Annotated in this window: 15 protein-coding genes; 5 read left to right on the top strand and 10 right to left on the bottom strand. The window is 68.8% G+C overall.

Annotation, left to right across the window (positions count from 1 at the left end; all coding sequences use genetic code 11):
* Positions 1 to 34 precede the first annotated feature (34 nt).
* Entirely contained in the window at positions 35 to 1,807 is a 1,773-nt protein-coding gene (locus tag J2Y58_RS08665; protein ID WP_310101585.1) for an ABC transporter transmembrane domain-containing protein, read from the bottom strand.
* A 178-nt stretch (positions 1,808 to 1,985) separates the two neighbouring features.
* On the opposite strand from J2Y58_RS08665, the gene J2Y58_RS08660 reads away from it, so the two are divergent.
* Positions 1,986 to 3,233: a polyhydroxyalkanoate depolymerase gene (locus J2Y58_RS08660; protein WP_310101582.1), complete on the top strand. Its 1,248-nt coding sequence runs from the start codon at positions 1,986 to 1,988 to the stop codon at positions 3,231 to 3,233.
* A 94-nt stretch (positions 3,234 to 3,327) separates the two neighbouring features.
* Here the strand turns inward: J2Y58_RS08660 and J2Y58_RS08655 are convergent, their stop codons facing one another.
* From J2Y58_RS08655 to J2Y58_RS08625, 7 genes are all read right to left on the bottom strand, one after another.
* Entirely contained in the window at positions 3,328 to 3,831 is a 504-nt protein-coding gene (locus tag J2Y58_RS08655; protein ID WP_310101579.1) for a pyridoxamine 5'-phosphate oxidase family protein, read from the bottom strand.
* A gap of 389 nt (positions 3,832 to 4,220) precedes the next feature.
* Positions 4,221 to 5,399 (bottom strand): acetyl-CoA C-acyltransferase, encoded by a 1,179-nt coding sequence (locus J2Y58_RS08650; RefSeq protein WP_310101576.1) that lies wholly within the window; start codon positions 5,397 to 5,399, stop codon positions 4,221 to 4,223.
* A 22-nt stretch (positions 5,400 to 5,421) separates the two neighbouring features.
* Positions 5,422 to 5,856, bottom strand: a complete 435-nt coding sequence (locus tag J2Y58_RS08645; protein ID WP_310101982.1) for a MaoC family dehydratase — start codon at positions 5,854 to 5,856, stop codon at positions 5,422 to 5,424.
* Between the two features lie 167 nt (positions 5,857 to 6,023).
* Positions 6,024 to 6,410 (bottom strand): glycine zipper 2TM domain-containing protein, encoded by a 387-nt coding sequence (locus J2Y58_RS08640; RefSeq protein WP_310101571.1) that lies wholly within the window; start codon positions 6,408 to 6,410, stop codon positions 6,024 to 6,026.
* A 54-nt stretch (positions 6,411 to 6,464) separates the two neighbouring features.
* Entirely contained in the window at positions 6,465 to 7,736 is a 1,272-nt protein-coding gene (locus J2Y58_RS08635) for a dicarboxylate/amino acid:cation symporter (protein WP_310101568.1), read from the bottom strand.
* A 206-nt stretch (positions 7,737 to 7,942) separates the two neighbouring features.
* A complete protein-coding gene (locus tag J2Y58_RS08630; RefSeq protein ID WP_310101566.1) occupies positions 7,943 to 9,115 on the bottom strand; it encodes a mechanosensitive ion channel family protein in 1,173 nt (390 codons plus the stop codon).
* 1 nt (position 9,116) lies between these two features.
* Positions 9,117 to 10,130 (bottom strand): DNA topoisomerase IB, encoded by a 1,014-nt coding sequence (locus J2Y58_RS08625; RefSeq protein ID WP_310101562.1) that lies wholly within the window; start codon positions 10,128 to 10,130, stop codon positions 9,117 to 9,119.
* Positions 10,131 to 10,257: 127 nt separating this feature from the next.
* On the opposite strand from J2Y58_RS08625, the gene J2Y58_RS08620 reads away from it, so the two are divergent.
* Together J2Y58_RS08620 and J2Y58_RS08615 are read left to right on the top strand one after the other, a co-directional pair.
* Positions 10,258 to 10,815 (top strand): type 1 glutamine amidotransferase domain-containing protein, encoded by a 558-nt coding sequence (locus J2Y58_RS08620; RefSeq protein ID WP_310101558.1) that lies wholly within the window; start codon positions 10,258 to 10,260, stop codon positions 10,813 to 10,815.
* Between the two features lie 106 nt (positions 10,816 to 10,921).
* On the top strand, positions 10,922 to 11,212 hold the full coding sequence (locus tag J2Y58_RS08615) for a hypothetical protein (RefSeq protein ID WP_310101556.1): 291 nt from the start codon (positions 10,922 to 10,924) through the stop codon (positions 11,210 to 11,212).
* A gap of 6 nt (positions 11,213 to 11,218) precedes the next feature.
* Here the strand turns inward: J2Y58_RS08615 and J2Y58_RS08610 are convergent, their stop codons facing one another.
* Together J2Y58_RS08610 and J2Y58_RS08605 are read right to left on the bottom strand one after the other, a co-directional pair.
* Positions 11,219 to 11,515, bottom strand: a complete 297-nt coding sequence (locus J2Y58_RS08610) for a hypothetical protein (protein WP_310101553.1) — start codon at positions 11,513 to 11,515, stop codon at positions 11,219 to 11,221.
* Entirely contained in the window at positions 11,512 to 11,688 is a 177-nt protein-coding gene (locus J2Y58_RS08605) for a hypothetical protein (RefSeq protein ID WP_310101550.1), read from the bottom strand. Before J2Y58_RS08605 ends, J2Y58_RS08610 begins: the two co-directional genes overlap by 4 nt.
* A gap of 85 nt (positions 11,689 to 11,773) precedes the next feature.
* On the opposite strand from J2Y58_RS08605, the gene J2Y58_RS08600 reads away from it, so the two are divergent.
* Positions 11,774 to 12,391 carry a S24 family peptidase gene (locus J2Y58_RS08600; RefSeq protein WP_310101547.1) on the top strand — a complete coding sequence of 206 codons (618 nt, stop codon included), beginning with the start codon at positions 11,774 to 11,776 and terminating at the stop codon, positions 12,389 to 12,391.
* A 41-nt stretch (positions 12,392 to 12,432) separates the two neighbouring features.
* On the top strand, positions 12,433 to 13,464 hold the full coding sequence (locus tag J2Y58_RS08595) for a fumarylacetoacetate hydrolase family protein (RefSeq protein WP_310101544.1): 1,032 nt from the start codon (positions 12,433 to 12,435) through the stop codon (positions 13,462 to 13,464).
* Positions 13,465 to 13,471 lie beyond the last annotated feature (7 nt).

The raw sequence follows: 13,471 nt of genomic DNA, 5'->3' as shown, positions 1-13,471 counted from the left end.
GGGCGGCGGTCAAGCGCCGGTGCGTCGATCCGGGTCAGGCGTCGTGGAATTGCAGGCCGGCGAGCCGCGCATAGAGCCCGCCGCGCGCGATCAGTGCCGCATGCGGACCTTCCTCGACGATACGGCCGCCGTCCATGACGACGATCCGCGACGCCGCACGGACGGTGGCCAGCCGGTGCGCGATGACGATCGTGGTCCGCGTCGCCATCAGCCGGTCGAGCGCGTCCTGCACTAGCCGTTCGCTTTCGGCGTCCAGTGCGCTGGTCGCCTCGTCGAGCAGCAGGATCGGGGCATCGCGCAGCAGCGCGCGCGCGATCGCCACGCGCTGTCGCTGCCCGCCCGACAGCCGCGCCCCGCCTTCTCCCAGGAAGGTGTCGAGCCCATCGGGCAGGGTGCGCAGGAAGTCGGCGGCATTGGCCGCCTCCGCCGCCGCCCAGATCTGCGCATCGTCGGCGTCCCAGCGGCCATAGCGCAGGTTGTCGCGCGCGGTCGTGCCGAAGATCACCGTTTCCTGCGGCACCATCGCGATCCGTGCGCGCACCTCGGCGGGGTCCGCCGCGGCGAGATCGACGCCGTCGACCAGCACGCGACCGCCGGCGGGGCGGTAGAAATGCTGGAGCAGCTGGAACAGCGTGGACTTGCCCGCGCCCGACGGGCCGACCACCGCCAGCGTCTCGCCGGGGGCGACCTCCAGCGAGAAATCGTGGAGCGCGGCGACGTCGGGGCGGGTGGGATAGCGGAATTCGACCCGCTCGAACGCGACGCGGCCCTGCGGCGGTTGCGGCAGCGCGACGGGATGCGCTGGCGGCGCGATGTCGGGACGTTCGTCGAGCAGCTCCGACAACCGCCCCGCCGCGCCGGCGCCGCGCAGCAACTCGCCATAGACTTCGGTGAGCGCCCCGAACGAGCTGGCGACGATTCCGCCGGTCAGCACGAACGCGGTGATCGCGCCGCCGGACAGGCGCCCGGCCGCGACGTCGTCGGCACCTTCCCACAGCACCAGCGTGATCGCGCCGAAGATCAGCCCGATGACGATCGCGGTCATCACCGCGCGCAGCGCCACGCGCTTGCGCGCCGCCGCCATCGTCGCCTCGACCGCATCGGCGAAGCGGGCGCTTTCGCGCCGTTCCTGTCCGAACGCCTGCACGATCTTCATCGCGCCGAGCGTCTCGACAACGATCGAGCCGACGTCCGCAATGCGATCCTGCGAGGTGCGCGACAGCCCCCGTACGCGCCGGCCGAGCAGCGCGATCGGCGCGATGATGAGCGGGATGCCGACCAGCAGCATCGCGGCGAGCTTCGGCGAGATCACGAAGAGATAGATGAGCCCGCCGATACCGACGAAGGTGTTGCGCAGCGCGATCGACAACGTGCTGCCGACGACCGTCTCGATCTGTCCGGTGTCGGCGGTCAGGCGCGAGGCGATCTCGGACGGACGGTTGGATTCGTAGAAGGACGGGCTGAGCGTCATCAGGTGGCGCTGTACCTCCGTCCGGATGTCGGCGACCACGCGCTCGCCCAGCCAGGCGACGAAGTAGAAGCGCACCGCGGTGCCGAGCGCGAGCACCGCGACGATCATCAGCATATAGTGGAAGGACGCGGCGACCGCCTCCGGCGACGCACCGCCGGCGAAACCGCGGTCGATGACGCGCTTGAACCCGTACGGGATCGCGACGGTCGCGGCAGAGGTGACCGTCAACGCGATCAACGCGGCGGTAATCTGTCGCGGGTATTGACCGGCATGACGGAAGACCATCGCCAGATTGCCGAGGCGGCGGGAAGGAGCGACGTCGGATGCGCTGGCCATGCGCGCGGGCCTAGCAGCGCGGGCAGCCCCGCTCAACGCATGTCTCGGCTCGCGTTCCGGGACCGGATGGCTGCTGCAATCGTTGCAGTCGCGTTGCGACCCGTGACGTTGCTATAGGACGCCACGCCGGCGGGTTGGCCACATCGCCGCGCCAGCGCGGCCGGGGAAGGAAGACCGAATGTTGTACGACGCCTATGAATTCCAGCGCTCGTGGCTCGCTTCGGCCAGCGCGATGGCGACGGTCGGCGCCAATTGGTTGAACAACCCGTCGAACCCGCTCGCTTACCTCGGCGGCGGGCCGATGATGGCGTCCGCGCTGGAGGTGTTCGCGCATGCCTCGGCCTCGCGCGGCAAGCCGGCGTTCGGGCTGGAGACGACGACGATCGACGGCCGCGAGGTGCGGGTCGTGGAGGAGATCGTGCTCCAGCGGCCGTTCGGGCAGCTGAAGCGCTTCCGCCGCGAAGGGGTGGAGGGCGGTCCGCGGCTGTTGATCGCCGCGCCGATGTCGGGCCATTATGCGACGTTGCTGCGCGGGACGGTGGAGCGGATGCTGCCGGTCGCGGACGTCTATATCACCGACTGGCGTGACGCGAAGCTGGTGCCGACCCGCGAGGGGCGCTTCGACCTGGACGATTACATCGACTATCTGATCGCGTTCCTGGAGGCGATCGGCGCGGACGGCGACGGTCCGGCGGACGGGCCGCACGGCGCACACATGCTGGCGGTATGCCAGCCGTCGGTGCCGTGCCTGGCAGCGACCGCGCTGATGAGCGCCGACCGCAACCCGTGCCGACCGCGCACGCTGACCATGATGGGCGGCCCGATCGACACGCGCGAGGCGCCGACCGCGGTCAACACGCTGGCGACCGAGCGGCCGTTCGCGTGGTTCGAGCAGAACGTGATCGCCACCGTACCGCTGCTGTATCCCGGCGCGGGGCGGAAGGTCTATCCGGGCTTCCTGCAGCTGACCGGGTTCATGACGATGAACCTCGGCAATCACATGATGAGCCATTACGAGCTGTTCAAGCACCTGGTCACCGGCGACGAGGACAGCGCGGAGGCGACCAAGCGCTTCTATGACGAATATCGCTCGGTCTGCGACATGACCGCGGAATTCTACCTTCAGACGATCGACACCGTGTTCCAGTCGCACAGCCTGCCCAAGGGCGAGATGATGCATCGCGGGCGGCGCGTGGATTGCGGCGCGATCACCGACGTCGGCCTGCTGGCGATCGAGGGCGAGCGCGACGACATCTCGGGGCTGGGACAAACGAAGGCGGCGCTGACGATCGCCACCGCGCTGCCGGAGGCGAAGAAGCGCTATTACATGGCCGAGAGCGTCGGCCATTACGGCATCTTCAACGGGTCCAAGTGGCGCAACCGGATCGCGCCGGTCGTCGAAGAGTGGATGGCGGCGAACGGCTGATACGCGAGGGGCCGGTCGCCTGTGGCGACCGGCCCCCCGTCATCCTCGCGTAGGCAGGGATGAGCCCCTGCCCATGCAGGAGCTATCTGACGAGTCAGGCGGGGCTGTTTTCCGCGGTGGTCTCCACCTTGGCGTGGCTGCCGGTCTCGTCGGCCTTGATGGTGCCGCCGAACAGCATCTTCACGCGACCCGAAAGCGAGATGTCGGTTTCCCACAGCTCCGCGGAGTCGATGTCGACGCGCAGCAGTGCGAGGTTCGGATCGTTGCGGCCTTCGGGAAACCACGCCTCGACCTGGTTATTCCAGAGCTTGTCGATCTGCGCCTGATCATTGTCGATCCGCGCCGTGCCGTCGAGGCAGGCGAAGAAGTCGTGCCCCTTCGACACGTACTGCGCCATGACGCGGCCGCCATCGGCAAGACGGTTGGTCTTCCCGATGAAGAAGAACAGCGTGTCGACCTGATCCTCGTCGAGTTGCGCGGTCAGCGGTTCATGATGCGCGTGGCCGTCCGCCGGGCCGACCATCACGAACGGGCTGTCGGCCATCTTCTTCCAAAGGTCCTGCTTCAGCTTGCGCGGATCGGTGTTGGCGTCGGCCATGTCGTTTCTCCTGTTCGGTTTCGACGGGAGAACGAGGGGATAGGGCGTTGGTTGCCGTGCCGGCCGCATGGGCTTCCGCCAGCGGCAGATTGCCGAGCGATTTGCCCATGGACATAAACATCGGCGCAGCGATCACGCCGCGAAACCGAAAAGGTGAACTATGTCACTCACCGGATTGTCCACGCCGCCTAGGGTTGCTGATCGCTTTCAGCATGTTGGTGCTGAGGTGATCGAAGTTTCTCGAAAGAGCTAGGGCCGGGCGGGGTCCGGTCTGGCAGCCGGGCCCCAAACGGCAAGAGCCTCGACCGCTGGCACGATCGAGGCTCCCGAAAAGGCGCTATGTCATCGCCGGAGACGATACATAGCGTAGCGACGTTACGCTTTCAACGTCACAGCACCTCGAACAGCCCGGCCGCGCCCATGCCGCCGCCGACGCACATCGTGACGACGACGTGTTTCGCCCCGCGGCGCTTGCCCTCGATCAGCGCGTGGCCGACCATGCGGGCGCCCGACATGCCGTAGGGGTGACCGATCGAGATCGCGCCGCCGTTGACGTTGAGCAGTTCGTCCGGGATGCCGAGCTTGTCGCGGCAGTAGAGAACCTGCACCGCGAACGCCTCGTTGAGCTCCCACAAACCGATGTCGTCCATCGACAGGCCGTTGCGCTCCAGCAGCTTGGGGATCGCGAAGACCGGCCCGATCCCCATCTCGTCGGGCTCCGTGCCCGCCACCGCCATGCCGACATAGCGGCCGAGCGGGGTAAGCCCGCGCTGCTCGGCGAGCTTCTCCTCCATCAGCACGCTCGCCGAGGCGCCGTCGGAGAGCTGCGAGGCGTTGCCGGCGGTGATGTTGAGGTCCGGCCCCATCACCGACTTGAGCGCGCGCAGCCCTTCCAGCGTGGTGTCGGCGCGATTGCCCTCGTCCTTCGCCAGCGTGACCTCTTCGTAGGAAACGTCCTTGGTCTCCTTGTGCACGTTCGCCTTGGTGGCGGTGACCGCCACGATCTCGTCGTCGAAGCGGCCGGCGGCCTGCGCCTCCGCCGTGCGCATCTGCGAGCGGAAGCCGTATTCGTCCTGCGCGTCGCGCGAGATGCCGTAGCGCTTGGCGACGATCTCGGCGGTCTGGAGCATCGGCATGTAGATGTTCTTGTGCATCGCCAGCAATTCGGGATCCGGCGCGACGCGCATTTCCGGCGTCTGCACCAGACTGATGCTCTCCACCCCGCCGCCGATCGCAACCTGCATGCCGTCGACGACGATCTGCTTGGCGGCGGTGGCGATCGCCATCAGCCCGGAGGCGCATTGGCGATCGAGCGACATCCCCGCCACCGTCGTCGGAAGGCCGGCGCGCAACAGGCTGGTGCGCGCGATATTGGGCGACTGGTGGCCCTGTTGCAGCGCGGCACCCATCACGACGTCGTCCACCTCGGCACCCTCGATTCCGGCGCGCTCCACCGCGGCCCTGATCGCGTGTGCGGCGAGTGTCGGCGAGGGCAGGTTGTTGAAGGCGCCGCGATAGGCACGGCCGATCGGGGTGCGGGCGGTGGAGACGATGACGGCGGAGCGCATGGACGGACCTTTCGTGGGGAAGTCAGGCGAAGATCTGGGTGATCCATTCGGCGACCATCGCGGGCTTGGCCTGCCCGTCGATCTCGATGGTGATTTCCGAGGTGGATCGGTACTGGCCCGGGCGCTTCTGCTCGACGGCGAGCAGGCGGGCGTGCGCGCGGATGCGCGCGCCGGACGGAACGGGGGCGAGGAAGCGGACGCGGTTGCCGCCGTAATTGACGTACATCGTCGCGCCGGTCAGCCGTGGTGCGTCGGGCATGTCTTCCATGAGGCGCGGCAGAAGCGAGAGTGTCAGGAAACCGTGCGCGACCGTGGTGCCGAAGGGGGTGGCGGCGGCGCGGACGGGATCGATGTGGATGAACTGGCGGTCGCCGGTCGCGTCCGCGAAGGCGTCGATCATGGCCTGGCTGACGATGATCCAGCCGGAGGTGGCGGTTCGCCCGATGGCCGCCTGCATCTCCTCGACCGTCACGTGCCTCTCCCGGTGATCCTTTGATCGCTGTGTAGGCCGCACGCCGGTCTATCCGCAAGCAGGATTGCGGACCCTGCCAATGAAAACCGGCCCGGCACAGGGGTGCTGTGCCGGACCGGATCTTCTAAAACGCCGCAAGCGGGCGCGTTGCCCTAGCGGCAGCGCACCTTGCCGCGGTCGATCTCGCGCCCGAGCAGCGCACCCGCGCCGCCACCCGCCAGCGTGCCGAGCAGCCCGCCGCCGACGAGATTGCCGAGCAGCGCGCCGCCTGCGCCGCCGACGACGAGGCCGGTGGTGCCGTCGTTGCGGCGGCAATAGGCGCGACCGTCACGCCCGCGATACACCTGGTCCTCGCGGTTCAGGCGACGCTCGCGATAGTTGCCGCGGCGGTAGTCGCGCGAGGCATCCCAGTCGTCGCGGTCGCCATGCCATTGATAATCGCGGTCGCGATCGCGGCGCTGGGCCTCCGCTGCGGGGGCGGCGACCATCGGGGCGGAGACGGTGGCGATCGCCAGCGCCGTCAACAGGGCCTTTTTCATCTGGATCATACTCCTTACCACTGCCCGCACGAACGTGGCAGGGCACGGAAGGGTTCACGCAGGGAGCGTTCGGGACCGCTCCACATCCGAAAATAGCAGCCTCTCGCGCTGCGCGACGATCATCGGGACCACGATCTGCCCGGCCACGTTCACCGCGGTGCGCCCCATGTCGAGGATCGGATCGATCGCCAGCAGCAGCCCGGCCCCCTCCAGCGGCAGCCCCAGCGTGGTGAGCGTGAGCGTCAGCATCACCAGCGCGCCGGTCAGCCCCGCGGTCGCCGCCGAGCCGATGACCGAGACGAGCGCGATCAGGACATAGTCTGGGGCGTGGAGCGGGATGTTGTAATATTGGGCCACGAACAGCGCCGACACCGCCGGGTAGATGGCGGCGCAGCCGTCCATCTTGGTCGTCGCGGCGAACGGGACGGCGAAGGCGGCGTAATCGTCGGGTACGCCGGCCTTGCGCGCGACCTCCTCGGTCACCGGCAGCGTCGCGATCGACGAGCGCGAGACGAAGCCGAGCTGGATCGCGGGCCACGCGGCGGCGAAGAAGCGGCGCGGCGAGAGCCGGTTGGCGGCGAGCAGCGCGGGGTAGACCCCGAACAGCACGAGCGCGAGCCCGATGTAGACCGCGCCCGCGAAGCTGCCGAGCGCGGCGAGCGACGACCAGCCGTAGCGGACGATGGCGGTGCCGATCAGCCCGGCGGTGCCGAGCGGGGTCAGCCGCACGACCCAGCGCAGCAGCTGGCGGAAGATCGCGAGCAGCGCGGCGTTGACCGACAGGAACGCCTCGCCCGCCGCACCGACCTTCACCGCCGCCGCGCCGACCGCGATCGCCACGACGATCAGTTGCAACACGTTGAACGAGATGCCGGTGGTCGCCGCGCCGTCCTTCAGCCTGGTCGATGCCTCCAGCCCGAGGACATTGCCCGGGATCAGCCCGCGCAGGAAGTCGAGCCACGAGTCGGTGGTGCCCGGTGCAACGGCGCTCGCCGCATCGACCCCGGTGCGCACGCCCGGTTGCAGGACGGTGCCGAGCGTCAGGCCGATCGCGACCGCGATCAGCGCGGTGATCGCGAACCACAGAAGCGTCTGTCCGACGAGACGCGCGGCATTGCCGAGATCGCGCAGCGCGGCGACCGAGGCGACCAGCGCGGTGAAGACGAGCGGGACGACGAGCGCCTTGAGCAGCTTGACGAAGCTCTCACCGGTCAGTCGCAACGCCTCGGCCAGGATGCCGTCGGGTGCCTGCCGCGCCACGAAGCCGAGCGCGACGCCGATCGCCATGCCGGCGAAGACCTGAACGGTGAACGAGGGTCTCTTCATGATGGCAATGTTGCAATGCGGCGTACAGCAGCGCCAGCAATTTCGCGTTTGCGGGGGGCGAGCGGGGCTATTCCGCGCAACGGCTGACCTATCCTCTTCGTCATCCCCGCGAATGTGGGAATCCAGACGCGCAGGGCTGTCGATAGCGGCCTGACGTCAGAGGTTCTGGATTGCCGCCTTCGCGGGAATGACGGGGTATTTGCGGATCAGCCGGGCTTTTGCGTCCGCCCGACAGCCGCATACGGCATCACCAGCGTGCCGTCGGGGGCGGCGGTGTATGTCGTCTGGGTGGGATAGGGGATGGTGATCCCTTCCTGCGCGAAGCGGCGGACGATCGCGACGAGCAGGCGGTTGCGGGTGGCGTGGGCGGTCGCCCAGTCATCGCCGGGCGTATCGACCTGAAGCGCGAAGTCGAGGCTGGAGGCGCCGAACGACTCGAACCCGGCGCGCGCGACCTTGGCGCCCTCGGCCTCGACCAGTTCGGTCAGGATGTCGGGGACGCGCGCCAGCGTGTCGGGCGGCGTCTCATAGGCGACGCCGATCGTGTAGGAGACGCGGATGTGGTCGCGCCACGACGTGTTCTGGATCTCCTTGTCGAGCAGGTTGCGGTTGGAGATGATCCGCAACTCGCCGGTGAAGGCGCGGATGCGCGTCGACTTCAGCCCGATCGCCTCGATCACGCCGCTGGTATTGTCGTAGGCGATCTTGTCGCCGCGCCGGAACGGGCGGTCGAAGATGATCGCCAGCGCCGCGAACAGATCGGCGAAGATGCCCTGTGCGGCCAAGCCGATCGCGATGCCGCCGACGCCCAGGCCGGCGACGAGCCCGGTGACGTTGACCCCGAGATTGTCGAGCACGACGACCAGCGCGATCGCGAAGACGGCGAAGCTGACGAGGAGCCGGATCAGCCCCATCGCGCTCATCAGCGCCTCACCCGAATAATGTTCGTCGCGGGTGCGGTGCTCGATCGCGCCGAGGATCAGCTCGCGCGCCCAGATCGCCGCCTGGAACACCGCGGCGACGGTGAAGAGGAAGGTGATCGTCTTGTCGACGTCGGCGGGGGTGGCGGCATAGCCGTCGACCAGTTTGGCCGAGAGCATGACGATGAAGAAGGCATTGGTCCGCTCCACCGCGCGGCCGAGCACCGCGGCCCAGCCCTTGCCCGAGGCGCTGCGATCGACGAGCTTCGGCCCGAAGCTGCGCACCCAGAACAGCACCATGGCGACCACGATGCCGACCCCGACGGCGATCAGGATCTGCAACCAATTTTGTTGCAGCCAGACGATGCTGGAGCGCAGCAGCGCGCTGGCCTGCGCGCCGACGCGCTCGGTGTCGAACGCCGCCGCCTTCCGGGCGGCGGCGGCATGGGTGTTGCTCATGTCAGGCGGCTTTCAGTTCGCACGCACCGCAGGTTTCGAGGAAGGCGATCAGCCCGCGCTCGGTGCGCGTCAGATATTGCGTCGATCGCGGCAGGCGCAGCGACTGGCGGAACGCCGCCTGCGCCGCCTTGTCCTTGCCGAGCTCGATCAGCGCGGGGTGGACGTAGGACTTGCGCGCGATCGCCGGCGTGTTGCCGAGATGGGCGACGACCGGTTCCAGCATCGTCTTCAGCCCGATCGGCGCCTCGGCCTCGACCAGCGTCTCGAACGCGACGACGCTGGCGCCCCAGGTGCGGAAATGCTTGGCGGTGAAGCCCGCGCCCATCGCCTCGCGGATATAGGCGTTGACGTCCGATGAGGTGACGGCGTGCGGCGCGCCGTCGTCGCCGACGTATTGGAACAGCTTCTGGCCGGGCAGGTCCTGGCATTTCTTGACGAAGCGCGCGAGGCTACCGTCGGTGATCTTCAGCTTGCGGATCTTGCCCGACTTCGCCTTGTATTCCAGCCGCAGCACGCTGCCGCTGATCTGCGCGTGGCGGTCGCGCAGCGTAGTCAGGCCGAAGCTCTTGTTCGTCTTTGCGTAGGTTTCGTTACCGATGCGCAGCGCGGCGACGTCGAGCAGCTTGACGACCGCCGCAACGGTGCGTTCCTTGGTATGGCGGCGGCGTTCGAGGTCGGCCTCGACCCGCGCGCGCAGCTTCGTCAGGGCACGGCCGAACGGGGCGCAGAGGTCGTACTTGGCCGCCTCCTGCTGCGCGCGGAAGCCTAGGTGATAGCGATATTGCTTGCGGCCCTTTTCGTCCCAGCCGACCGCCTGGATGTGGCCGTCGGGATCGGGGCAGAACCAGGCGTTCGTGTAAGCGGGCGGCAGGCCGATCGCGTTCAGCCGGTCGATCTCGTCGCGATCGGTGATCCTTTTGCCGTCCACGTCATAATAGGCCCAGGCGTCGTGGCGCGTGCGCTTGCGCGTGATTCCGGGTGCGTCGTCTTCACAGAAAACGATATTCTGCGTCACTGCCGCCCTTCCACCGGTGAGATGCCGTTCACCTCGCAAATGCGCGGGCCATCGCATCGTTCCGGAACGCCGGGGTTGCGCGGCGGGTTGGGCGCTGCGGAAACTCCCTTTCCAGCAGGAGACTGACATGGCCGATTTGTCGCAGGCGCGCGTGCTGATGATCGCCGCCGACGGATTCGAAACGGTGGAATTGTTCGAGCCGCGCAAGGCGCTGGAAGCCGCGGGCGCGACCGTCACGCTCGCGTCGATCAAGCGCGATCCGATCCAGGGAATGAAGGCGGACATCAACCAGGCCGAAACCGCCACCCCCGACCTGACGCTCGACGAGGTCGAGGTCGACGATTACGACGCGCTGGTGCTGCCGGGCGGGGTGGCAAACCCCGACAAGCTGCGCGTCGAGGACCGGGCGGTCGAGATCGTCCAGCAGTTCATGGACGAGGACAAGATCGTCGCCGCGATCTGCCACGCGCCGTGGCTGCTCGCCGAGGCGGACGTGATCGACGGGCGGCGCGTGACCGGCTTCAAGTCGATCCGCACCGACCTGGAGAATGCCGGGGCCGAGGTGGAGGACGAGGAAGTCGTGATCGACGACAATCTGATCACCAGCCGCAAGCCCGACGACATTCCGGCATTCAACAAGGCGATCATCGATGCGCTGACCGAGGAATTGGCCGACGCCGATTGACGGTGAGGGGCCGCGCCGGGGATGCCGGGCGCGGCCTTTTGTGCAGCGGATTATGGATACCGCCGCGTTTACCAATGCGTTACCTCTGCCGCGTAACAGGGGCGGCATGATCGACGACACCCTGGCCCGCCCGAGCGCCCTGCATGGCGCTCATGTCCTCGACACGCTGCGCGAGGCCGCGGCGCGGCTGCCGCTGTGGCGCCGCAAGCGCACGCCAGCGGCGACGCCGTGCGCCTGGTCGGGACCCCCGCCGGTGCGCGCGTTGCCGCGCGACCTGGACCTGCCGCTCAGTGCCTTCGATCCCGGCGCGTTCGGGCGCTGTGCGAAGGTGTCGGTGGCGGGGTTCGTGGATCCGATGATCCTGGAGCAGACGCTGCGGCGGATCCCGGCGCTGTAATTTCTCTCAACAGGCGACCGTCAGCCCTTCGATGTGCAGCGTCGTGCGGTCGCCGTGGCGTTCGCGCGCGGTGATGCGCAGGTCGGCGAGCAGGTGGCCGGGCAGGCCGAGATCGAGCGCCGGCAGCGCGTCGGACCATGCATCGAGTGCGGCGCCGGGCGTGGCGTGGAGCGTCAGCTCGTGGCGGTCGCCCGAGAAGGTCGCGCTGTGCCACGCGGTCGCGCGGTGGCTCGCGATCGCCAGCGCGGCGCCGGCGCGCGCCGCCGAGCGGGCGAGCGCGCGTTCGAACTGCAGCGCGCTCACGGGCGGCGCGCCGTGAGGATCGCCTCGATCCGCGCGCGCAGGTCCGGCCCGGGCACGCGCCCGCGGCGCAGATCACGGACGAGCCGCGGATCGTTGACCGCGCGCCGTCCGAAAGTGGTTTCCGCAACCCCCGTGCGGTGCAGATAGCTGTCGATTTCGCTCATCAGGCTCATGAATCGTCCCTCCGACTCCGATGTTCCTTATATGTTCTGGTTTGTTCTTCTTGTCGAGGAAAAATCCTCAGCCTAGGGTCGCGCGATGGTGATGACCCCGCAGCTTGCCCTGGCCGAGGCCGCGCGCCGCCGCGGGGTCGCGCTATCGGCGCTGTCGCGGATGCTGGGGCGCAATCAGGCGTATCTCGGGCAATTCGTGAACCGCGGGTCGCCGCGCGTCCTGCCCGAGCGCGAGCGGCGGATGCTGGCGGACTTCCTCGATCTCGACGAGGCGCTGCTCGGCGCGCCACCGCCGCCCACCCAGGAGGTGACGGTGCCATTGCTGGCGGTGACCGCCGCGGCCGGCGCGGGACGGGTGCCGGAGGAGCGCGTGATCGGGCGCGCGATCGTGCCGCGCACCGCGCTGCGCGCCGCCGGGGTCGCGCCGGACGCGGCGTCGCTGATCGGGGTGGCGGGCGATTCGATGGCGCCGACGCTGCGCGACGGCGACCGCGTGCTGGTCGATCGCAACGCGCGGCGGCTGGTGGCGCGCGGGGGGATCTACGTGCTGCGGCGCGCCGAGATGATCGCGGTGAAGCGGCTGATCCCGCACGGAAGCGCGGTGGAGATCCGCAGCGACAATCCGCTGTGGCCGGTCGAGCGGGTCGGTGCGGACGAGATCGAGGTGATCGGGCGCGCGCGGCTGTTGTTGCGGACGCTGTAGCGGCGTGGCTACAATCGCTGCCGATAAAGGAGAGGTAGCGCATGAAACTCGCCAGTCTGAAGCAGCCCGGTTCGGGGCAGCCCGGTTCGGGGCAGGGGCGCGACGGCCGGCTGGTCGTCGTGTCGGACGATCTGGCCTGGTATGCCGATGCCGGGCATATCTGCGCGACGTTGCAAGGCGCGCTCGACGACTGGGCGCGGATCGCGCCGGCGCTGGAGCTGCTGGCGATCGACCTGCGCAACGAGGCGATCCCGCGCGAACGCTTCCACGAACATGACGCGGCCGCGCCGTTGCCGCGAGCCTATCAATGGCTCGACGGCTCGGCGTATGTGAACCATGTCGCGCTGGTCCGGCAGGCGCGCGGCGCGGAGCTGCCGGAGAGCTTCTGGCACGATCCGCTAATGTACCAGGGCGGATCGGACGGGTTCCTGGGCGCGCGCGACGCGATCCCGCTGGCCGACGAGAGCTGGGGCTGCGACCTGGAGGGCGAGGTGGTGGTGGTCACCGGCGACGTGGCCATGGGCGCGTCGCGCGACGAGGCGCTGGCCGCGGTGCGGCTGGTCGGGCTGACCAACGACGTGTCGCTGCGCAACCTGATCCCGGCCGAACTCGCCAAGGGATTCGGGTTCGTCCAGTCGAAGCCCGCTTCGGCCTTCTCGCCGGTGTTCGTGACGCCGGAGGCGCTGGGCGACTGGTGGCAGGACGGCAAGCTGCATCGCCGGTTGATGGTGGAGGTGAACGGCCGCGCGTTCGGCCGCGCCGATGCGGGCGTGGACATGACCTTCGACTTCGGCACGCTGATCGCGCACGCCGCCAGGACGCGCGTGCTGTCGGCGGGTACGATCGTCGGATCGGGGACGGTGTCGAACCGCGATGCCGATGGCGGGGCCGGGCGGCCGGTCGCGGACGGCGGGGTCGGCTATTCGTGCCTGGCGGAGCTGCGCATGGTGGAGACGATCCGCGACGGTGCCGCCACGACGCCGTACCTGTCGCGCGGCGACACGGTGCGGATCTGGATGGAGGACGACCGCCACCGTCCGATCTTCGGCACGATCGAGCAGACGGTCGGCTAGCCCGCGC

It is taken from the genome of Sphingomonas sp. BE138 (assembly GCF_031456125.1).
Taxonomy (GTDB): Bacteria; Pseudomonadota; Alphaproteobacteria; order Sphingomonadales; family Sphingomonadaceae; genus Sphingomonas.
The sequence above is the reverse complement of the archived record's forward strand: the minus strand, read 5'-3'. Positions and strand labels throughout refer to the sequence as shown.